The following is a 20,398-nucleotide window of genomic DNA, read 5'->3' on the forward strand; positions in this document are numbered from 1 at the left end:
AGGGAAGGAGGTGGTCCGAGAAATTGATTGGCATACGGACATGTGAGGTGGCTGCCGGCTAGCAGCACCAGGCGCGAGGAATCCACCTGCGAGCGCTGGCGAATTCCACGCAGCCACCCGGCCCCCGAGCCCTTGGTTTTTGTCCAACCAAGATCTACGGCTCGGGGGCTGCCCCATATCTCGGTCATTTCTGCGGCGTGCAGGATCAAGCACGCCGGGTCGGCCACCCGGACACCGGCTTTGGTGGCTCAGCCGGCGAAGCGGCCCAGGCGCGCCGACAGGTGCGGAACCAGCCCGCCGTCGGCATCCACCCGCTCTTCGACGTAGGCCAGATCGCCGTCTTCGACGATGCCGTACAGCCGCTTGGCCCCGCCGACGAGCATGCCGGACTTGCTGCGGGCCAGTGCGTCGGTGGCCAATTCCCAGGAGGACTGGTTGATCGGGCGGCCGTAGAACAGCTCGACGTAGCCGGCCGAATGGGCCAGCAGCAGCTCGATGGCCTGTGTTTCGGAGGGGTCGGCCGGATCGTTGACGAACCGCCAGAATCCGGATTCGCGGAACCCGGGGGAGTCGAATTCGCCGTCGGCGTTCAACCGCCAGGACCGGCTATCCCAGTTCAGATAGTCACCGCCGTCGTGCGAGACGATGATCTGCTGGCCGAAACGGTAGTCGCCGTGGGTGTCTCGGCCCTCGCCCGCGCCGCGCCACACACCCACCAGTGGCAACAGTGCCAGCAACGCAGGGTGCAGGTCGGCGCCCTTGCGCAGGTTCGCGGTGTCGGCCGGCAACGGCAGATCGTCGAACGCCGGGATGTTGCGGGCGGCGGTGATCCTGGCCCGCTCCGCTGCCGCGGCTACGGCCCGGTCACCCGAGCCCGGCCCGGCCGCGTCGCCGGTGCTCACGCCTCGTCGGTGATCAGACGGTACAGCGCGTAGAGCGCAAACCAGGTGATGACGACCACGGCCGCCACAAGCATGAATTCGAAGAAGAGAACCACGTCGGAATTCTAACTGCCGGAGCCGCCGCGCTCGAACCCGAGGGTTCCAGCGCGGCGGCCCGTCGGCTCGTACCTCGCCTTGATCGGCGTCAGGCGGGGTTGGACGGCCTGACTTCTCATCGGCTCGTTCCTCGCCTTGATCGGCGTCAGGCGACCTTGATGTCGACTTCGTGGATACCCGCGCCCGACGGCTTCACGCTGGCGTCACCGTTGCCTGCGGGCGAGAGCGCCCGCACAGTCCAGGTGCCGGGTGCGGCGAAGAACCGGAAGTCGCCGGTGGCCGAGGCCACCACCTCCGCGGTGAACTCGTCAGAGCCGTCCAGCAGCCGCACGAACGCGCCGCCGACCGCCTGGCCGGAGCCGTCGACCACGCGACCGGTGATCACCGTCTCCTTCTCCAGGTCGACGCCTGCCGGCAATGTCACGCCTTGCTTCGGTGCAGAGCACATATCAACTTCCCAACTCGATCGGGGCGCCCACCAGGGAGCCGTATTCCGTCCAACTACCGTCGTAGTTCTTGACGTTCTGATGACCCAGCAGCTCCTGCAGCACGAACCAGGTGTGCGACGAACGCTCGCCGATACGGCAGTACGCGATGGTCAGCTTGTTGCCGTCCAGGCCGGCCTCGGCATACAGCTTGGCCAGGGCCTCGTCGGACTTGAAGGTGCCGTCCTCGTTGGCCGCCTTGCTCCACGGCACGTTGATGGCGGTGGGGATGTGGCCGGGACGCTGGCTCTGCTCCTGCGGCAGGTGCGCGGGAGCGAGGATCTTGCCGGAGAACTCGTCGGGGGAGCGCACGTCGACCAGGTTCTTCTCGCCGATCGCGGCGATGACCTCGTCGCGGAATGCCCGGATGTCGTTGTTGGGCGCTTTGGCCGAGTACGACGTCGCCGCGCGCTCCGGCACCTCGGTGACCAGGGGGCGGCCGTCGAGCTCCCACTTCTTGCGTCCGCCGTCGAGCAGCTTGACGTCCTGGTGGCCGTAGAGCTTGAAGTACCAGTACGCGTACGCGGCGAACCAGTTGTTGTTGCCGCCGTACAGGATCACGGTGTCGTCGTTGCTGATCCCCTTGTCGGACAACAGCTTCGAGAACTGCTGCTGGTCGACGAAGTCACGCTTGACCTGGTCTTGGAGTTCGGTCTTCCAGTCCAGCCGGACGGCGCCGGCGATATGGCCGCCTTCGTAGGCCGAGGTGTCCTCGTCAACCTCGACGAACACCGTGTTCGGTGCGTCGAGATTGCTTTCGGCCCAGTCGGTGGAGACCAGGACGTCGGAGCGTGCCATGGAATGGTTCCTTTCGGTTAGTGGCTTGTGGCAGGGGTTGCGCGTCGCAGGCGAGCGACGAGCGGATAGATCTGGCAGCCCAGGCAGATGCCGAAGGCCGCGTTCAGGAACGCCGCGAACAATGCGAACGCGGTCGCCACGAGTCCCAGCGCGCCGAGTCCCAGTGCGAAGGCCGCGGCGCCGACGGCGGCGAAGACGAAGCCGACCAGCTGGGCGAACTTCAACGGTGGCACCGGCTCCTTCTCGGTCACCGGGCCCAGCCGCGGTGCGACGAGGGTGGCGAACACCCGGCCATAGGGGTGTTTGCGGGGGCCCAGCGCAGCGCCGATGGCGAACACCACCGCCTGCAGGCCGAGGATCACCGCCGCGGCGGGCACGCTGACCGCCGACACCAGCAGCGTGACGATCAGGACAGCGGTGGTGACCCAGGCCACGAACCGCGGACCGCGGACGTCGACCTGGTCGGGGCTGTTATGGGTAGTGGACATGTCTGTGCTCCTGTGGCTGGGCTGGGCTGGACTGAAGGGGCACCTCGGACTGTTCGGCCCGGTCCCCGAGCGCGGCGCAGAAAAGAGCGCCGCTACTCAGCAGCTACGACAACAACAGCAACAACCCGCGACGCGGCACAGATCTACTGCGCGGCGCTTGGTGAGCAGCAGCTCAAGGCGGGCGGACACGACGCACACAATACCTGGAGACCCTGCGGTCAAGCCAATAGTGGCTCGAGCGCCGAACGCAGGTCAGCGGCCTTGGGGACGCCCGTGGCGCGGAAGCGTTGCCGGCCCTGCGCGTCGAAGATGAACGTGGTGGGCAGCGAGAGCACCGAAAGCCGCCGGGCGGCTGCCGGATTGGCGTCCATGTCGATCTCGACATGCGCAACCGCGGGCAGATCGCTGCTGACCTGGCTGACCACGCGACGGACCGCCGCGCAGGGTCCGCACCACACGGCGGTGAAATGCACGATGGTCGGACCGGTCCCGGACAGCCCGAGGTCGGAGGTGTCGACGTCCTCGGCCGGGGCGTCCTCGGCCGCTGCCCGCAACATGCCGGCACGCAGCGTCACCAGGCGCCCGACGATGTAGCCGATGCCCAGCACGGCGATCACCACCACGATGACCAGGGCCATGGAAGTGTTCATGACTGTCTGAACCCGTCCAACGTGACAGTTACTCCCTCGGTGATGCCTTCCACGATGAGATCCGAGCCACGGGCGCCCGCTGAGGTGGGCGAGAGCCCGAACGGCAGCTTCTGGCCGGGGATCTGAGAGGTGAATGCCTTCAGCACCGCTGCCGTCTGGCCCTCGGAAACCGCCTGATCGGCGGTACCGGGCCCGGTGAGTACGCCAGTCGGGGTCAACACCAGGGTGGTCTGGTTGGGGCCGTCGACGGTCAGGTCGACCGAGACGCTGACCCGTTGGTGAAATCCGGCTGCGGTCGGGGTTCCGGTGAACACCAACCCGTTGCCACTGGAGATACCGGACTCGGTGGTGTTGTCGGTGGCATCGTTGGACTCCTTGGGCGGCGCCTCGACCTGCAGATCCTTGATGCCCATCACGTCGCCGATGTGTCGGGAGTCGATGATCAGCCGGCTTTCCAGCTTGCCCACCGGCAGTGCGGCGTCCGGCGCGATCAGCCAGGACGAGTCGTGCAGGTCGACACGGTGCAGGGTGGCTTCAAGGGACACCTTGCCGGTGATCGGGTGGTCCACGCCGGCGGCCCGGATCTCCACCTCTCGAAAGCGGTGGTTCATGGCCTGGGTGATGAACGGAAAGCTCAAGATGCTGGCCCACGGGTCGAACGACAGGTGGGCGGCGGTGCGGACGCTGCGGGCCAACCGGTATTCGGCATAGATCGCCGCGCCGAAATCGACGGCGACGGCCCCCAGCACCACAGTGGTGAGGGTCGCGATGACACCGGCGAGCAGTTTGCGCACCCGGTCATTCTGGCGTATCCACCGACGGCCGGAGTTCACGGTGCCCAGTTCAAGTCAGCTAATCAGCAGGTAGCACGCTATCGTTAGTGGATCGTCGGTCGTAACGGCCGCGTGTCAGCCATGAATCTGGAAGATGACCTTCGACACCGTTGTCATGGGACGTTTCCAGGGCGCCGGAGGGCCTTTTGGAGCTTTTGCTACTTACCGTAGACCCGAACCCGGAGTCCGTGCTGCCGTCGTTGTCTTTGCTGGCACACAACGTCCGCTCGGCTCCGACCGAGGTGTCCTCGCTGCTGGAGGCCAGCACTGCGGACATCGCGATCGTCGACGCCCGCACGGATCTGGCCGCTGCACGCGGCCTGTGCCGGTTGCTGGGCACCACGGGCACCTCGATCCCCGTGGTCGCTGTGGTGAACGAGGGCGGCCTGGTCGCGGTCAACGTCGAATGGGGCCTTGACGAGATCCTGTTGCCGGGGACCGGGCCCGCCGAAATCGACGCGCGGCTGCGGCTGCTGGTCGGTCGGCGCGGCGGGGTGTCCGACCAGGAGAGCCTGGGCAAGGTCACCCTCGGTGAACTGATCATCGACGAGGGCACCTACACCGCCCGGCTGCGCGGCCGCCCGCTGGACCTCACCTACAAGGAATTCGAGCTGCTGAAATATCTCGCGCAGCACGCCGGGCGGGTGTTCACCAGGGCCCAGCTGCTGCAAGAGGTCTGGGGCTACGACTTCTTCGGCGGCACCCGCACGGTGGACGTGCACGTCCGGCGGCTGCGGGCCAAGCTCGGACCCGAATACGAGGCGCTGATCGGCACCGTGCGCAACGTCGGGTACAAAGCGGTCCGTCCGGCCCGCGGCCGCGCGCCCGCACCCGAAACCGACGAAGACGACGGCGTCTTCGAGGACGGGGATTTCGGGTCCCCGGCCGAGGCGTTCGACCCCCTGCACAGTCAGTGATCTCCTGGCAGACCGGCCTGACGGCATCCGGGCAGCAGCGCATCACCGCCCTGATCGACGCGGCCACCGCTCATGACGGCGTCGCACCCGTCGGCGCTCAGGTGTTGCGGGAGCTACCCCGCGACGACACCCGTCACCTGCTCGCCCACGACGGTGAGGACCTGGTCGGATACCTCAACCTGGCTCCGGGGATGGCTGAGCTGGTCGTGCATCCGGACGCCCGGCGGCGCGGCTTCGGATCCGAATTGGCGCGCGCGGGGCTGGCCGAAGGCGGGCCCGACACCAGGATCTGGGCGCACGGAAATCTCGAACCTGCCCGCGCCCTGGCCGCCGCGCTGCACCTGGTGCCCAAGCGGGAACTGCTGCAGATGCGGCGGTCGCTGGCCGATCTGCCGGCACTCGGTGCCGTGCCCGGGCTGCGGACCTACGCCGGACCATCCGATGACGCCGAGCTGCTGCGCGTCAACAACGCCGCCTTCTCCTGGCATCCAGAACAGGGTGGCTGGACCGAAGCCGACGTGGCCGAACGCCGCGGTGAGGACTGGTTCGACCCGGCGGGACTGTTCCTGGTGTTCGACGGCCCTCGGCTGCTGGGCTTTCATTGGACGAAAATCCACGACGCCGCACTCGGCGAGGTATATGTCGTCGGTGTGGATCCGGCCGCGCAGGGCCGCGGCCTGGGCCGGACGTTGACGCTGGTCGGCCTGCACCACCTGGTCCAGCGGCTGGGCCCGGATGCCGAGGTCACCCTGTATGTGGAAGGTGACAACACCGCCGCGGTGAACACTTACCGGCGCCTGGAGTTCGAGGTGTTCAGCGCCGACGTGGCCTACGGAACCTAGGTGCGGAGCCCGTTCTCAGCATCCTGTGAACACCCTGGACCTATTCACCTTCCGTTCACTTTCCATCCGTAAAGAGTCCACCGCCACCGCATACGTTGCCGGAGAGTTCGAAGCCGTCAATCGAAAGTGGGATAAGTGAAGCTCAATCGCTTTGGCAAGGTCCTTGGCACGACGCTCTCCATGACCGCCGTCGCCGCACTGTCGCTCACCGCGTGCGGCAGCGACAACAACGCCGGCAGTTCCTCGTCGTCGGCCGCATCGGGTGGTTCGGCCGCGTCCGCCGCCGACTGCGCGGGCAAGAACAGCGTCACCGCCGAGGGCTCGACTGCCCAGCAGAACGCGATCGCCGAGTTCAACAAGGTCTGGGGCCAGGTCTGCTCGGGCAAGACGCTGGCCTACAACCCCACCGGCTCCGGTGCGGGTGTCGACCAGTTCATCGCCAAGCAGGTCGACTTCGCCGGGTCCGACTCGGCGCTCAAGGACGACCAGGTGAAGAAGGCCGCCGAGCGCTGCGGCGGCAACGAAGCCTGGAACCTGCCGCTGGTGTTCGGCCCCGTCGCGTTGGCCTACAGCATCGAGGGTGTCGACAACCTTGTGGTGAACCCCGAGGTGCTCGCCAAGATCTTCCAGGGCGAGATCAAGAAGTGGAACGACCCGGCCATCGCCGCGCTGAACTCGGGTGCCACCCTGCCCGACACGGACATCAAGCCGATCTACCGCTCGGATTCCTCGGGCACCACCGACAACTTCCAGAAGTACCTGGCCGCCGCCGCGCCGCAGGCGTGGACCAAGGGTGCGGGCAAGGAGTTCCAGGGTGGCGCCGGTGAGGGTGCGCAGAAGTCCTCCGGCGTCGTGCAGGCCATTCAGGCCACCCCCGGCTCGATCGGCTACGTCGAGAAGAGCCCGGCCATGGCAGCCAACCTGCACACCGCGCAGATCGACAGCGGCGCCGGCGCCGTGGCGCTGACCGATCAGTCCACCGCGAAGGCCGTCGACGCCGCCAAGTTCAAGGGCGAAGGCAAGGACCTGACCCTGGATCTGAACGCGCTGTACGCCTCCAAGGACGCCGGCGTCTACCCGCTGATGCTGGCCACCTACGAGATCGTCTGCTCGAAGGGCTATGACGCCGAGACCGCTTCCGCCGTCAAGTCCTTCCTGACGGTGTCGGCCAACCAGGGCCAGGCCAGCCTGTCCCAGGCCGGTTACGTCGCCCTCCCGGACAGCTTCAAGCAGCGCCTGCTGGCCTCCGTTTCGGCGATCTCCTGACGGCTGGCGCGTAACCACAATTGCGGTGAGGATGGACTTGCGGACCGATGACCAACCAGGTCCCTGACGGGATAACAGTGACGACGCCGAATCCAGCCGACGCGGGATCGGGTGAGGTAATCGCCTCACCCATCCCGGCGCCGGAGCCCATCTCCACCAACCCCTCCAAGGGTGCGAAAGTGCGCTTGGGAGACCGCATTTTCCGTGGCCTCTCAGAAGGATCGGGCATCCTGATCGTCGCGCTCATCGCGGCGATCGGGGTGTTCCTCCTGTGGCGGGCCGTCCCGGCGCTGGCCCGCAACAAAGAGAACTTCTTCACCTACGGCGGCAACTGGGTCACCACCGACACCTCGGCGATGCACTTCGGCATCTTCGACCTGTTGCAGGTGACGGTCTTCGTGTCGCTGTTCGCGCTGGTGCTGGCGATGCCGGTGGCCCTCGGTATCGCGATTTATCTGACCCAGTACGCCCCGAAGCGATTGGCCGGCCCGCTGGCCTACATGGTCGACCTGCTCGCGGCAGTGCCGTCGATCGTCTACGGCGTTTGGGGCCTGTACGTGCTTGCCCCGGTGCTCAAGCCGTTCGCGATCTGGCTGAACGAGAACCTGAACTGGCTGTTCCTGTTCAAGACCGGAACCGCGTCGGTGGCCGGTGGCGGCACCATCTTCACCGCGGGCATCGTGCTCGCGGTGATGATCCTGCCGATCATCACCGCCGTCAGCCGTGAGGTGTTCATGCAGACGCCCCGCGGCCAGATCGAGGCCGCGCTGGCGCTGGGCGCCACCCGCTGGGAGGTCGTGCGCACCACGGTGTTGCCGTTCGGCCTGTCGGGTTACATCAGCGGTGCGATGCTCGGCCTCGGCCGTGCGCTAGGTGAGACCATCGCGCTGCTGATCATCCTGCGCGGCACGCAGACCGCGTTCGGATGGTCGCTGTTCGACGGTGGCTACACCTTCGCCAGCAAGATCGCCGCCACCGCAAGCGAATTCAACGACCAGTACAAGGCCGGTGCCTACATCGCCGCGGGCCTCGTGCTGTTCATCCTGACCTTCATCGTGAACTCGCTGGCCCGCGCCGCGGTGGCCGGAAGGGGCGCAAAGTCATGACTTCCACTTTGGAACAGCCGGTCAAGGCGCCCGCCTTCCAGGGTGTCAGCGCGCGCCGCAAGGTCACCAACAACGTGGCGACGGTGCTGGTGACGGGGTCGGTGCTGGTGGCGCTGGTACCGCTGGTGTGGGTGCTCTACTCGGTGATCGTCAAGGGTTTCAAGGCCATCACCGCGCCGACGTGGTTCACCAATTCCCAGGCCGGTATGACGACGTTCAGCGCCGGCGGCGGCGTCTACCACGCGATCGTCGGCACGCTGCTACAAGGCCTGGTGTGCTCGCTGATCTCGATCCCGATCGGTGTGTTCGTGGCCGTCTATCTCGTCGAGTACGGCGGCGGCACCCGGTTGGGCAAGCTCACCACTTTCATGGTCGACATCCTCACCGGTGTGCCGTCGATCGTCGCCGCGTTGTTCATCTACGCCTTGTGGGTGGCCACGCTGGGCTTCGAGCGGTCCGGCTTCGCGGTATCGCTTGCGCTGGTGCTGCTGATGATCCCGGTCATAGTGCGAGCCACCGAGGAGATGCTGCGCATCGTCCCGATGGACCTGCGCGAGGCGAGTTACGCACTGGGCGTGCCGAAATGGAAGACGATCATGCGCATCGTCATCCCGACGGCACTGTCGGGCATCGTCACCGGTGTGATGCTGGCGCTGGCCCGCGTGATGGGGGAGACTGCACCGCTGCTGGTTCTGGTGGGCTACGCCCAGGCGATGAACTTCGACATGTTCGGCGGGTTCATGGGATCACTGCCCGGCATGATGTACGACCAGATCTCGGCAGGCGCCGGGGCCAACCCGGTGCCCACCGACCGGCTGTGGGGAGCGGCGCTCACCCTGATCCTGCTGGTCGCCCTGCTCAACATCGGCGCGCGACTCGTCGCCAAGATCTTTGCCCCCAAGAAGGTTTAGAGGAGTGAACTGCCATGGCAAAACGGCTTGACCTCAAAGACGTCAACATCTATTACGGCTCGTTCCATGCGGTGTCCGATGTCGCCCTGTCGGTTCAGCCGCGCAGTGTGATGGCCTTCATCGGCCCGTCGGGCTGCGGCAAGTCGACCGTGCTGCGCACCCTCAACCGTATGCATGAGGTCATCCCGGGTGCCCGTGTCGAAGGTTCGGTGCTGCTCGACGGGGAGGACATCTACGGCGCCGGCGTCGACCCGGTCGGTGTGCGCAAGACCATCGGCATGGTGTTCCAGCGCCCGAACCCGTTCCCCACCATGTCAATTCGCGACAACGTGGTGGCCGGGCTGAAGCTGCAGGGTGTGCGCAACAAGAAGGCCCTCGACGAGGTCGCGGAGCGCTCCCTCAAGGGCGCCAACCTCTGGAACGAGGTCAAGGACCGGCTGGACAAGCCGGGCGGCGGCCTGTCCGGCGGTCAGCAGCAGCGCCTGTGCATCGCCCGTGCCATCGCCGTGCAGCCCGACGTGCTGTTGATGGACGAGCCCTGCTCGGCGCTCGACCCGATCTCGACGCTGGCCATCGAGGATCTGATCTCGGAGTTGAAGCAGGACTTCACCATCGTCATCGTCACGCACAACATGCAGCAGGCCGCCCGGGTCAGTGATCAGACGGCGTTCTTCAACCTCGAGGCGACGGGTAAGCCCGGCAAGCTGATCGAGATCGACGACACCGAGAAGATCTTCTCCAACCCCACCCAGAAGGCCACCGAGGACTACATCTCGGGCCGCTTCGGTTAGGGCACCAACACCAGCCGGGTGCCCGACGGTTCGGCCGACGTCCAGGCCTGCGCCACCTCGGCCAGCGGCCGGGCCAGGGTATTGAGCTGCAGTCGGCCGTCGGCGACCATGTCGAACAACCGGGGCAGGGCCTCGGTGCGGGCCCGGCCCAGCACGTCGGGCGGCACGCTGCCGAATCCGATGCCGGACAAGGTGATTGCGGTACCGCGCAGTACGCCGGCGGGCAATGTGATGTCCGGGCCGGCCATCGAGCCGATCTGCACCCACCGGGTCGGGTGGTAGTGCGACGACGGGTGGCTGGCCGCCAGCGCTTGGAGCGCCGTGGCCGCGGGCTCACCCCACAGGTAATCCAGCACCGCGTCGAAGGGGCGCTCGGCATGCAGCGCGCCGATGCGCTGGGCCAGATCCTCTTCGCGCATCGCGATGGCGTCGTCGGCGCCGACCGACCGTAACCAATCCAGTCGCTGGGTGTCCCGGCCGGCGACCACCACGCGTCCGGCGCCGAACATGGACTTGGCGAGCTGGACGGCCGTAGCGCCGGTGACCCCGGTGGCGCCGAGTACCAGCAGATGCTGACCCGCGCGCACGGCCGCGCCGTGCTCGAGTGCCATCCACGCCGACATGCCGGGGTTGGGCAGCGCTGCCGCGGTCACCGAATCGACGCCGTCGGGCACATCGATGGTGCCCTGCGGGGTGATCGCGGTGCGCTCTGCCATCATGCCGTGCGAGCCGATGCCGCCGCCGTACACCCGGCGGCCGTCGTCGAGCCGGACGACACCGTCCACGCCGGGGATGGCTGGGAGCGCAATTTCCTTGCTGGCGTAGTGATTTCCGGAGACGATGCCGCGCGTGAGGTTGGTCAGGGCACTGGCCTCGACGGTGCCGACGACGGCACCGTCGTGCGGCTGTGGATCGGGGAAGTCGGTGTACTCCGGGACGGCGCCCCACTGGTGCACTACTGCTGCTTTCATCGCGCGCTCCTATGTTTCCATCGATATGGTTTCTATGGAAACAATGTACGGCGGCGGCGGGCGGATGGCAAGATGGTTTCCATGAAAACCAAGTCGGCCCTGATCGAGGCGATCAACACGCTGATCGGCGCGGTGGGCGACAAGTTCGACGCCGACGAGGGCGGGGACCCCGAGCGCGACTTCATGGTGGCGCGCTGCCCGAAGCGATTGGAGGGCACCGTCCGGGCGATGCCGACCTTGTCGATGCATCTGCTCGCCGCCATCGCCGACGAGCCGCTGAGCGTGGTCGGGCTGGCCGCCCGGTCGGGTCAGCTGAAGGGCACGGTGTCCAAGCACGTGCAGCGCCTGGTCGAGGCGGGCCTGGTGGAACGCACCCCGGTGCCCGGCAACCGCAAGGAGATCCAGCTGGGCCTGACCGCCGACGGCCGGCTGGTGTGCGCCGCGCATCGCGAACTGCATCACGAGATGGACCGCGGCATGCACGAATTCCTGCAGCGCTACAGCAACGCCGATCTACAGGTGCTGGAGACGGTGCTGCGCGACCTGCTGGCCGCGGGTAAGGACGGTGTGCGGATCGTCCCAGGAGTCTGACCTGGGGTGACGCTAGCGCGGAGTGATTTCCTCATCGGCCGGCAGCTCGCCGGTTACCTGGAAGATCACCCGGCGGGCCACCTCGACGGCGTGGTCGGCGAAGCGTTCGTAGAACCTGCTGAGCAGGGTGACGTCGACGGCTGCGGTGACGCCGTGGCGCCATTCCTTGTCCATCAGCACGGAGAACAGGTGGCGATGCAGGTCATCCATCGCATCGTCTTCTTCGCGGATCTGGGCGGCCTTGTCCGGATCCAGGGTGCGCAGCACCTCCTGTGCGCTGTTGCCCAATTCGACTGCAACGCGGCCCATTTCGGCGAAGTAGCCGTTGACCTCTTCGGGTAGCGCGTGTTGGGGGTGGCGACGCCGGGCGATCTTGGCGACGTGCAGAGCCAGCGCGCCCATCCGGTCGACGTCGGCGACGATCTGGATGGAGCTGACGATGGCCCGCAGGTCACCGGCGACCGGGGCCTGCAGGGCCAGGATGACGAACGCCTCCTCCTCGGCCTGCTTGCTGATCTCGGTGATCCGCTCATGATCGGTGATCACCTGTTCGGCGAGCACCAGATCGGCCTGCAGCAGGGCTTGGGTGGCGTGTTCCATCGCCTGGCCCACCAGGCCGCACATCTCGCCGAGACGGTCGTTGAGGCCGTCCAACTGCTCGTGGTACGCGGTACGCATGGCGCTAAGCCTACGGTTGCGACCGGGGATCGTCACGATGCCGCAGGTGAACTCGCGATGAATGCCGGAGACTTTCGTTCGGCGGCTATTCGCAGGTGGTGTCGGCCGCGTTGGTGACGGTCAGATCCTCGGGCAGATGGGTCGGCTCGGCGGCGGTGCCCTGCATCAAGTGCACCTGCACGGCCGAACCGCTCGGCGACGGCGGCGCGACGGTGCGGTAATCGGAGCCGAGCACCACCCGCACCACCTCGCCCAGGCCGGTGGACCGCTCCATCGTCGCGTTGGAGAACGAGGACGCCACGGTCGCGGCCGCCTGCTCGTTGCCGGGGGCGAAGAACACCGTCGTCGAATCCAACGGGCCCGGGTAGTCGTCGGGGGTGTCGACGTTGAAGCCGTGCTGCTGCAGCGCGGTCGCCGCATCGGCGGCCAGGCCGTTCTCGCCGGTGGAGTTCGACACCCGGACGGTGACCAGGCTCGGGTCGGTGGCCACGGCGTCGACCACCTCACCGGTGGCGGGCGACGGGGCGCTCGGTGCCGCAGGCGTCGGGGGGACGGGCGTGTTGTCGGCGTTGCGTTCCTCGGGCAGCGGATCGTCGTTGATGATCGCGTCGAACAGCGCGTGCACATCATCGGTGCGGGGCGGCTCGTTGCCGTCCGCGTCGGTCTCACCGGTGGTGGGCACCGTGATGAAGCTGATCCGCCCGGCGTTCACGCCCTGGATGGACTGGCCGAGGTCGACCAGGTCCTTGGTCTTGATGTTGTCGACGTAGCTGTCCTGAATGAACATGTTGACGACGTTGTTCAGCTTGCTCAGCGAGAAGAACGTGTCCTTGGAGATCAGCGAGCGCAACAGCGATGACAAGAACAGCTGCTGGCGTTTGATCCGGCCGTAGTCGCCGTTGACCTCGGTGGTGACCTGGCGGGCCCGGACGTACTGCAGGGCGGTGTGACCGTCGACCATCTGCCGTCCGGCGTTGGAGAGCACCGTGCCCAGTTCGTAGTCCTCCAGTGGGGTGGTGCTGCACACCTCGACCCCGCCGAGGGCGTCGACCATTTTGGCGAAGCCGGCGAAATCGACGGCCATGAACCGGTTGATGGACAGGCCGGACAGTTTCTGGATGACCTTCACCAGGCATTTGGGCCCGCCGAACGCGTACGCCGAGTTCAACTTGGTTTCGGTGTAGACCTCGTCGGGACCGTATTCGCCGGTCTGCTCGTCGTAGACCGGCCCGTACTGCCCGGTGGAGGGATCCCACGCCTGGCACTTGACCGGGTTGATGGCCAGATCGCGCGGGAAGGACACCGCGACCACGCGTTTGCGGTTGGCCGGGATGTTGACCAGCATCACCGTGTCCGAACGGGCGCCCGCGGCGTCGTCGGTGCTGCCGGCGCCCATCCCGCTGTTGGCGCCGATCCGGCTGTCCACGCCGACGATCAGGAAGTTCTCATCACCGAACTGCGCGGTGGGATCGACGATGTCGCGGGAATTGAGGTCCAGCGCCGACACCTTGTTCAGGCTGTTGTTCTTCATCGACTGCCACTGCCACGCGCCGCCGGTCAGCGCCAGCGCGCACACCGCGATGAGCGCGGCGGCGACCCGGCCGATGATGCGGGCCCGGTGGTGGGTGCGGCGCGCAGCCGGGGGTGCCGAGGCCGTGTGGGTGGGCGGGCCCGGGTGGGTGAACAACGCCAGGTCCGGGAGATCGGCCGCGTAGGCCGACGCGACGGGCATCACCTCGGTGTCCGAATCGCCCGGGTCGGCGTGCGCGGCCGGCGCTTCGAAGACGATGACGGGTGCTTCGGGTGCCGGGTCGGGCTCGGCCGGCGGCTGGGGCTCGGGCTCGGCGTGGCGCCGGCGGCGACCGCTGCCGGTCGTCTCGTTGGCCAGTTTGGCGATCAGGTCGGCGACGGCGACGCCGTCGGTGTGGTTCCCGGTGCCGGCCGCTTCGGGACGGGTATCGGGCGGCAGCACACCTTGGGCGCGCTCCCACGGCGCGGCGCCTGGCCCGGGCGGGGTCGAGCGGGTAAGCCTCGGTGCGGACTGCGGTCGATCCTCATCGCCGGAACTGCTGGCGGGACCCCAAAGACCGGGAGTGGCGTTGTCGCCGTCACTCATGTCTTACCGGCCTTCGACGTTCGCGGGGACGTGCGCGCCGTTGCACACGCGGGGGTCGTGGGGGCTGCCCTGTTGTCTAGCAGCCCGGTACCCGCTTCCGCCAGCCGGAAGGGGTCGAGTGGGTCCTCATCGTACTGAGACAACCTGAGCGTCATCCAGTCCGAAGACGTGACAGCGTCGTATCGGTTTCGTTTCGGACGCAACTATCCAGCGGCTTTGTCAGCCGCCGGAATTCATCACATCGGCCCCTTCGGGGACGGTGAGGTCATCTGGATCGTCGAGCCAGCCTTCGGGCAGGGTCACCGAGGACGGGGAGCCCTGCCGGCCGCGCGGGCCGGTCGCCGCGGGCGGGAACGGGACGTCCGCATCGAGTTCACCGAGCAGGCCGTCGAGCTGGTCCAGCGTCTTGACCAGGGCCAACGCCCGGCGCAGATCGGCGCCCGCCGGGAATCCGTGCAGGTACCAGGCGATGTGCTTGCGCATGTCGCGCATGCCTTTGTCCTCGCCGAAATGACCGGCGAGCAGCGCGCCGTGCCTGCGCATGATGTCGGCGACCTCGCCGAGCGTGGGCGGGGTGGCCGCCGGCCGGCCGGTGAACGCGGCCGACAATTCGGCGAACAGCCAGGGCCGGCCCAGGCAGCCGCGGCCGATCACGACCCCGTCGCAGCCGGTCTGGGCCATCATCGCCAGCGCGTCGTCGGCGTCGAAGATATCCCCGTTGCCGAGCACCGGGATGGTCGTGACGTGTTGTTTGAGCGCCGCGATCTGGCTCCAGTCGGCGGCGCCGGAATAGCGCTGGGCGGCCGTCCGGGCGTGCAGCGCGACCGCCGCAGCACCTTCCTGCTCGGCGATCCGGCCGGCATCCAGGTGGGTGTGGTGCGCGTCGTCGATCCCGATCCGGAACTTCACCGTCACCGGGATGCCGGATCCTTCGGCCGCGCGCACCGCCGCGGCGACGATCTGCCCGAACAGCCGGCGCTTGTAAGGAATGGCCGAACCGCCGCCGCGCCGGGTCACCTTGGGGACCGGGCAACCGAAGTTCATGTCGATGTGGTCGGCCAAGTTCTCGTCGACGATCATCTTCGCCGCGGCGTAGGTGGTGTCCGGGTCGACGGTGTAGAGCTGCAGCGATCGCGGCGACTCCGCCGGCGCGAAGGTGGTCATGTGCATGGTGACCGGGTGGCGTTCGACCAGCGCGCGGGCCGTCACCATCTCGCAGACGTACAGCCCGCTCACCGTTCCGGCGCGGGCCAGCTCGAGCTCACGGCACAACGTGCGGAACGCGACGTTGGTGACTCCGGCCATCGGGGCCAGCACCACCGGGCTGCGCAGCGCAATCGGCCCGATCTGTAAGGATCGGGCCGACGCGGTGCGTTCTACCGTCTGGGTCATCCAGCCGCGGAGGTCGATACCAGAAGGTTCTTCATCGCCTTCTTCTCGGCCATCTTGCGCTCACGTTCCAGCCGACGCTCCTTGGCCACCTCGAACTTCACGCAGGTGTCTTCGAGCTCCTTGACCAGCTCGCCGAGGTCGTCGCGCAACCGGGCGCCTTCACCGGTGAAGTCCTCACGTTCGAAGATGCGCCACTTCTTGAGCACGGGCATGACGACGTCGTCGAGGTGGATGCGCGGGTCGTAGACGCCGCCGACGGCGATGATGACGGCCTTGCGGCGGAACTCGGGCACGGTGTACCCGGGCATCTTGAAGTTGCGCAGGACTCGGTGCAGCGACTTCATCGCCTGGTTGGGGACCAGATCCAGGCCCGCGGCGCTGATGTCGCGGTAGAAGATCATGTGCAGGTTCTCGTCTGCCGAGATACGGCCGAGCAGCTGGTCGGCGACGGTCTCTTCACACGCCTTGCCCGTGTTGCGGTGCGACACCCGGGTGGCCAGTTCCTGGAACGTCACGTAGACGACGGAGTCGAAGAGACTTTCGGCGAACAGGTCGCCCTGCTGGTTCTGGCCGGGGGAGAAGCCGCGGGTGACCTGCTCGACGCGCAGTTCTTCCAGTTCGATCGGATCGATGGCGCGGGTGACCAGCAGGTAGTCGCGCAGCGCGATCCCGTGCCGGTTCTCCTCGGCGGTCCACCGGTTCACCCACCAGCCCCACGGGCCGTCCATGGTGAAATTCATCGCGATCTCGCGGTGGTAGGAGGGCAGGTTGTCCTCGGTGAGCAGGTTCTGCACCATGGCGGTCTGGGCGACCTCGGAGAGCTTGGACTGCTCCGGGTCCCACTCCTGGCCGCCGAGGGCATAGAAGTTCTTGCCGTCCGACCACGGGATGTAGTCGTGCGGATTCCAGTCCTTACGCATCGACAGGTGACGGTTGATGTTCTGTTCGACGACGGGCTCAAGCTCACGCAGCAACTGCACGTCGGGTAGGTCTTGCGACACGTGTGTCTCCCAGTTATCTGTACCTGTTGGTAGCACTCAATATATCTGTGTAAACCAGTGACATCAAGTTCGTTATTCGGCCTGTCGTGTAACGGTAGCCACTCATTTGTGGATCCAAACGGCCTCGGCAGGAAAGGTGCGGGCCGGTGCACAGCGCGTTACGATGCCCCGCATACATCAAGACCCTGATTAATGGGAGTAGGGCCACACGTGAAAAAGCTGATCGTTCTGGGTTCGGGCACCGTCGGTGCGGTGGCGGTTGCCTCCGCACTGTTCGGCACCGGCGTGGCCGCTGCCGATTCGTACGCCGGCCAGACCTATAGCGACGCCGCGTCGGCCGCGGGCGATGCGGGTCAGACGGTCATCGTTGCCGCCCGGGTCGGCGACAAGCTGGATGAGGGCGACTGCGTCGTGACGCGGTCCCAGACCGCCCCGTTCGCCAGCGCGAACGACGGCGCGCACGTGTCCAACACCGTGCAGTTCTACCTGAACTGCAATGGCGGCTACGCCAGCGCGACCAACCCCGGCGCCTCGGTTGCCAGCCCCGAAGGACGGGCGGCCAAGGCTGCCGCCGATGAGGCCGCCGCCAAGGCGCTGGCCGAGCAGCAGGCCGCCGAGGCGCAGGCCGCGTCCCAGCAGGAACAGCAACTCGAGCAGGTCAGCACGCCCGACCAGTAACCCTGGTCAGTGCGTGGCGACCCGGCGTAGCACCAGGTCGCTGCAGTAATCGATGAACTGCTCGCGGGATGCCCGCAGGCGCCCGCCGAGGTACGCGGTGAACAGTGCGGTCAGGGCGCCGATCAGGCCGGTGGCGATCATCTCCTGGCGTGCCGGATCGGTGACGTGACGCAGCCTGCTCTGCAGCAGGCCGATGAAGGTCGGCATCCAATCGGCGCCGGACCTGGTGAGCACCGGTTCGCGTTCGGGCGCCAGTAGCAGCACCCGTCCGCGCGTCGGGTCGTCGACCATCAGGGCGACGAATCGTTCCACCGCCTCGCGCGGTGTGCCCGCCGAGGCCAGCGCCGTCATGGCCGTGGTGCACACGTCGTCGTATACGGCGCGCACGAATTCGTCTCGGTCGCTGAAGCTTTCGTAGAAATAGCGCTCGGTGAGCCCGGCCGTCCGGCACACCGCGCGCACCGTCAGGGTGGGGCCTTCCGGCCCGCCGAGCAGGGCGACCCCGGCGGCGATCAGATCACTGCGCCGCAGTGCCCGGCGATCGCCGATGGGCACCCCCGACCACCGTCCCCGTCGTTGACCGGATGGCTCGTTGCTCCTAAGCTCCATAGTGACAACGAGTGTAGTCAGAATTTGGCTGCCCCTGAGGGAAAGTGCGCCCGTGACTCAAGATATGTCGCAGACTTGCCCCGCGGACGGCGACGCGGTGTCGGCCGCGGGATGCCCGGTGGCGCCCGGCGGTTATCAGGCACCCCCGGTTCCGCTCGGACCGGATTCGCTGACCTGGAGGTACTTCGGTCAGTGGACGGGTCTGTTCCAGGGCACCTGGGCCGGTTCGATGCAGAACATGCACCCGCAACTCGGGGCGGCGGTGCAGGAGCACTCGATCTTCTTCATGGAGCGGATTCCGCGGCTGATGCGGTCGATCTACCCCATCGGCGGCGTGGTGTTCGACGGGTATCGCGCCCCGCAGACGGGCGCGGAAGTCCGCGACTACCACATCGGCATCAAGGGCGTCGATGACCAGGGCCGCCGGTACAGCGCGCTGAATCCCGACGTCTTCTACTGGGCGCACGCAACCTTCTTCAAGTCCACCCTGCTGGCCGCCGAGAAGTTCGGTGGGGGATTGACCGAGGCGGACAAACGCCAGCTGTTCGACGAGCACGTCACCTGGTACCGGATGTACGGGATGAGCATGCGCCCGGTGCCCGAGAGTTGGGAGGACTTCCAGCGGTACTGGGAGCACATGTGCACCGACGTGTTGGAGAACAACTGGGCGGCCCGCGAGGTGATGGATCTGTCGACCATGCCCAAACATCCGTCGCTGGACTGGATCCCGGATCGGTTGTGGGCGCACAACCTGAAGGTGATGCAGCGCTTCCTGACGTTCATGACGGTGGCTCTGTATGACCCGCCGGTGCGGGATCTGATGGGGTACAGCTGGTCGCCGCGTCAGCAGTGGCTGCACGACCGGCTGTGCAACGTCATCACACTCGTCTCGAAATACGGTCCCAAGCGCAGGCTGATGCATCCGCGCAAGCGCTCGGCGATGGACCGGGCGACCGGTCGGCTTCCGGTGGACGCGCCCCTGGTGCAGACCCCGGCGCGCAATCTGCCGCCCGTCGAGTACCGCGACAGCCCGAACTTCTACTGCCCGAAAGGCGGCTGACTCCGCCCGATTCGAGGCCGGTCCGGTGACGGGCTAGCGTTGTGGGCATGCACGGGCCGGAACTTCTCGGCGGCCGATATGAATTGCGGGCGGTGCTGGGCCGCGGCGGTATGGCCGAAATCCGCGCCGGCTGGGATGTCACGCTCGGTCGCCCGGTGGCGATCAAACTGCTGTATCCGCCCTTGTGCGCCGAGCCGGACAGTCGCAGGCGCTTCGAGGCCGAAGCCCGGGCGGCGGCCGGGCTGAGTCATCCCCACGTGGTCGCGGTGCACGACTTCGGCGAATACCGGGGGACGCCCTATCTGGTCATGGAACAACTGTCCGGCCGCACGCTGGCCGACGCCCTGGTCCACGGCCCGCTCCCCGAGCAACAGGTGCGCATCCTGCTCGACCAGGTGCTGTCGGCGTTGTCGTGCGCGCACGGGGCGGGTGTGCTGCACCGCGACATCAAGCCGGCGAACATCCTGCTGACCGAGGACGGGTCGGCCAAGGTGGCCGACTTCGGCATCGCCAAGAGCGCCGGCTCTGCCGACACCATGACCGGGCAGGTGTTCGGCACCATGGCGTATCTGTCCGCGGGCCGGATCGCGGGGCGGCCGGCCACGGTGGCCGACGACCTGTACGCGGTGGGCGTGATAGGCCATGAGGCGCTGTGCGGACGGCGGCTCTATCCGCAGGAGAACCTGGTCGAACTCGCGTCCGCCATCGCCGAGGGCCGGCGCGCGCCGCTGGCGGCCGTGCGGCCCGACGCCGACCCCGCGCTGGTGGGCGTCATCGAGCGGGCGCTGGCGCTGGGGTTCGCCAGCGCCGCCGAGATGCGTGCCGCGCTACCGGGCGGGCCGCCGGTGCGCCCACCGACGAGGGTGTTGTACAGCCCGCTGCCCGATCCGGCGACGATGCTGGTGCCGGTGCGCCGCGGGCGGCGCAGACCCGTGGTCGTGGCCGTCGCCGCGATCGTCGTAGTGGTGCTGGCCGTGCTGGCCTTCGTCATCGATTCCGCGTCGCGGCCGGTCCCGCCGCAGCCGGCCGGTACGGCCACCTCCGAGCCGGCGCCGCCCACCTCGGCGGTGCCGCCGCCGACGTCGATCGCCCCCGTCCCCACCGATCAGCAGGCCCCGCCCAAGGGACCCGGGAACGGGAAGGGAAATGGCAACGGGCACAAGCCCAAACACGAAGGCTGAGATGCGACCCGCGCGGGGCTGCCGATGACCGCAGTG

At 67.4% G+C, this 20,398-nt stretch carries 23 protein-coding genes; 10 read left to right on the plus strand and 13 right to left on the minus strand.

Features of this window, described 5'->3' with window-relative positions; all coding sequences use genetic code 11:
• Positions 1-248 precede the first annotated feature (248 nt).
• From ACXPWS_RS03480 to lmeA, 7 genes are all read right to left on the minus strand, one after another.
• Positions 249-902: a heme-binding beta-barrel domain-containing protein gene (locus ACXPWS_RS03480; protein WP_458711102.1), complete on the minus strand. Its 654-nt coding sequence runs from the start codon at positions 900-902 to the stop codon at positions 249-251.
• Positions 903-1,143: 241 nt separating this feature from the next.
• Positions 1,144-1,446 (minus strand): DUF1416 domain-containing protein, encoded by a 303-nt coding sequence (locus ACXPWS_RS03485; RefSeq protein ID WP_458711103.1) that lies wholly within the window; start codon positions 1,444-1,446, stop codon positions 1,144-1,146.
• Position 1,447: 1 nt separating this feature from the next.
• Complete coding sequence (locus tag ACXPWS_RS03490; protein ID WP_458711104.1) at positions 1,448-2,281, minus strand: sulfurtransferase; 834 nt, start codon at positions 2,279-2,281, stop codon at positions 1,448-1,450.
• Between the two features lie 17 nt (positions 2,282-2,298).
• Positions 2,299-2,769, minus strand: coding sequence for a DUF4395 domain-containing protein (locus tag ACXPWS_RS03495; protein ID WP_458711105.1), 471 nt, complete (start codon positions 2,767-2,769; stop codon positions 2,299-2,301).
• A gap of 96 nt (positions 2,770-2,865) precedes the next feature.
• Complete coding sequence (locus tag ACXPWS_RS03500; protein WP_458713399.1) at positions 2,866-2,967, minus strand: Ms5788A family Cys-rich leader peptide; 102 nt, start codon at positions 2,965-2,967, stop codon at positions 2,866-2,868.
• Between the two features lie 20 nt (positions 2,968-2,987).
• Positions 2,988-3,419: a thioredoxin family protein gene (locus ACXPWS_RS03505; protein WP_458711106.1), complete on the minus strand. Its 432-nt coding sequence runs from the start codon at positions 3,417-3,419 to the stop codon at positions 2,988-2,990.
• Complete coding sequence (gene lmeA, locus ACXPWS_RS03510) at positions 3,416-4,213, minus strand: mannan chain length control protein LmeA (RefSeq protein WP_458711107.1); 798 nt, start codon at positions 4,211-4,213, stop codon at positions 3,416-3,418. Before lmeA ends, ACXPWS_RS03505 begins: the two co-directional genes overlap by 4 nt.
• 149 nt (positions 4,214-4,362) lie before the next feature.
• Here lmeA and ACXPWS_RS03515 point away from each other — a divergent pair, with 149 nt between their 5' ends.
• The 6 genes from ACXPWS_RS03515 to pstB all read left to right on the plus strand — a co-directional run bounded on the left by ACXPWS_RS03515 (position 4,363) and on the right by pstB (position 10,085).
• A complete protein-coding gene (locus ACXPWS_RS03515; RefSeq protein WP_458711108.1) occupies positions 4,363-5,169 on the plus strand; it encodes a winged helix-turn-helix transcriptional regulator in 807 nt (268 codons plus the stop codon).
• The gene (mshD, locus tag ACXPWS_RS03520; protein WP_458711109.1) at positions 5,166-6,011 is read left to right on the plus strand and encodes a mycothiol synthase; all 846 of its coding nucleotides are present in this window, start codon (positions 5,166-5,168) and stop codon (positions 6,009-6,011) included. The genes ACXPWS_RS03515 and mshD overlap by 4 nt, the downstream gene beginning before the upstream one ends.
• A gap of 135 nt (positions 6,012-6,146) precedes the next feature.
• The gene (gene pstS, locus ACXPWS_RS03525; protein WP_458711110.1) at positions 6,147-7,277 is read left to right on the plus strand and encodes a phosphate ABC transporter substrate-binding protein PstS; all 1,131 of its coding nucleotides are present in this window, start codon (positions 6,147-6,149) and stop codon (positions 7,275-7,277) included.
• Between the two features lie 47 nt (positions 7,278-7,324).
• A complete protein-coding gene (pstC, locus tag ACXPWS_RS03530) occupies positions 7,325-8,383 on the plus strand; it encodes a phosphate ABC transporter permease subunit PstC (protein ID WP_458711111.1) in 1,059 nt (352 codons plus the stop codon).
• Positions 8,380-9,294, plus strand: a complete 915-nt coding sequence (gene pstA / locus ACXPWS_RS03535) for a phosphate ABC transporter permease PstA (protein WP_458711112.1) — start codon at positions 8,380-8,382, stop codon at positions 9,292-9,294. The genes pstC and pstA overlap by 4 nt, the downstream gene beginning before the upstream one ends.
• Positions 9,295-9,308: 14 nt before the next feature.
• A complete protein-coding gene (gene pstB / locus ACXPWS_RS03540; protein WP_458711113.1) occupies positions 9,309-10,085 on the plus strand; it encodes a phosphate ABC transporter ATP-binding protein PstB in 777 nt (258 codons plus the stop codon).
• On the opposite strand, the gene ACXPWS_RS03545 is transcribed toward pstB, so the two are convergent.
• Positions 10,082-11,056, minus strand: coding sequence for a quinone oxidoreductase family protein (locus tag ACXPWS_RS03545; RefSeq protein ID WP_458711114.1), 975 nt, complete (start codon positions 11,054-11,056; stop codon positions 10,082-10,084). The two genes, pstB and ACXPWS_RS03545, sit on opposite strands and share 4 nt — an antisense overlap.
• Before the next feature lie 81 nt (positions 11,057-11,137).
• On the opposite strand from ACXPWS_RS03545, the gene ACXPWS_RS03550 reads away from it, so the two are divergent.
• Positions 11,138-11,647: a MarR family winged helix-turn-helix transcriptional regulator gene (locus ACXPWS_RS03550; RefSeq protein WP_458711115.1), complete on the plus strand. Its 510-nt coding sequence runs from the start codon at positions 11,138-11,140 to the stop codon at positions 11,645-11,647.
• A gap of 12 nt (positions 11,648-11,659) precedes the next feature.
• Here the strand turns inward: ACXPWS_RS03550 and phoU are convergent, their stop codons facing one another.
• From phoU to ACXPWS_RS03570, 4 genes are all read right to left on the minus strand, one after another.
• Complete coding sequence (gene phoU / locus ACXPWS_RS03555) at positions 11,660-12,325, minus strand: phosphate signaling complex protein PhoU (RefSeq protein ID WP_458711116.1); 666 nt, start codon at positions 12,323-12,325, stop codon at positions 11,660-11,662.
• A gap of 85 nt (positions 12,326-12,410) precedes the next feature.
• Positions 12,411-14,441: an LCP family protein gene (locus ACXPWS_RS03560; protein WP_458711117.1), complete on the minus strand. Its 2,031-nt coding sequence runs from the start codon at positions 14,439-14,441 to the stop codon at positions 12,411-12,413.
• Positions 14,442-14,660: 219 nt separating this feature from the next.
• On the minus strand, positions 14,661-15,833 hold the full coding sequence (gene dusB, locus ACXPWS_RS03565; protein WP_458711118.1) for a tRNA dihydrouridine synthase DusB: 1,173 nt from the start codon (positions 15,831-15,833) through the stop codon (positions 14,661-14,663).
• Positions 15,830-16,834 carry an acyl-ACP desaturase gene (locus ACXPWS_RS03570; RefSeq protein ID WP_458711119.1) on the minus strand — a complete coding sequence of 335 codons (1,005 nt, stop codon included), beginning with the start codon at positions 16,832-16,834 and terminating at the stop codon, positions 15,830-15,832. The genes dusB and ACXPWS_RS03570 overlap by 4 nt, the downstream gene beginning before the upstream one ends.
• A gap of 210 nt (positions 16,835-17,044) precedes the next feature.
• Between ACXPWS_RS03570 and ACXPWS_RS03575 the strand changes: the two genes are divergently transcribed.
• Positions 17,045-17,512: a hypothetical protein gene (locus tag ACXPWS_RS03575; RefSeq protein WP_458711120.1), complete on the plus strand. Its 468-nt coding sequence runs from the start codon at positions 17,045-17,047 to the stop codon at positions 17,510-17,512.
• 6 nt (positions 17,513-17,518) lie between these two features.
• On the opposite strand, the gene ACXPWS_RS03580 is transcribed toward ACXPWS_RS03575, so the two are convergent.
• Positions 17,519-18,121 carry a TetR/AcrR family transcriptional regulator gene (locus ACXPWS_RS03580; protein WP_458711121.1) on the minus strand — a complete coding sequence of 201 codons (603 nt, stop codon included), beginning with the start codon at positions 18,119-18,121 and terminating at the stop codon, positions 17,519-17,521.
• 64 nt (positions 18,122-18,185) lie between these two features.
• On the opposite strand from ACXPWS_RS03580, the gene ACXPWS_RS03585 reads away from it, so the two are divergent.
• Positions 18,186-19,181 (plus strand): oxygenase MpaB family protein, encoded by a 996-nt coding sequence (locus ACXPWS_RS03585; protein WP_458713400.1) that lies wholly within the window; start codon positions 18,186-18,188, stop codon positions 19,179-19,181.
• 47 nt (positions 19,182-19,228) lie between these two features.
• Positions 19,229-20,362, plus strand: a complete 1,134-nt coding sequence (locus ACXPWS_RS03590; RefSeq protein ID WP_458711122.1) for a serine/threonine-protein kinase — start codon at positions 19,229-19,231, stop codon at positions 20,360-20,362.
• Positions 20,363-20,398: the final 36 nt, after the last annotated feature.

This window comes from Mycobacterium sp. BMJ-28, from assembly GCF_054404835.1.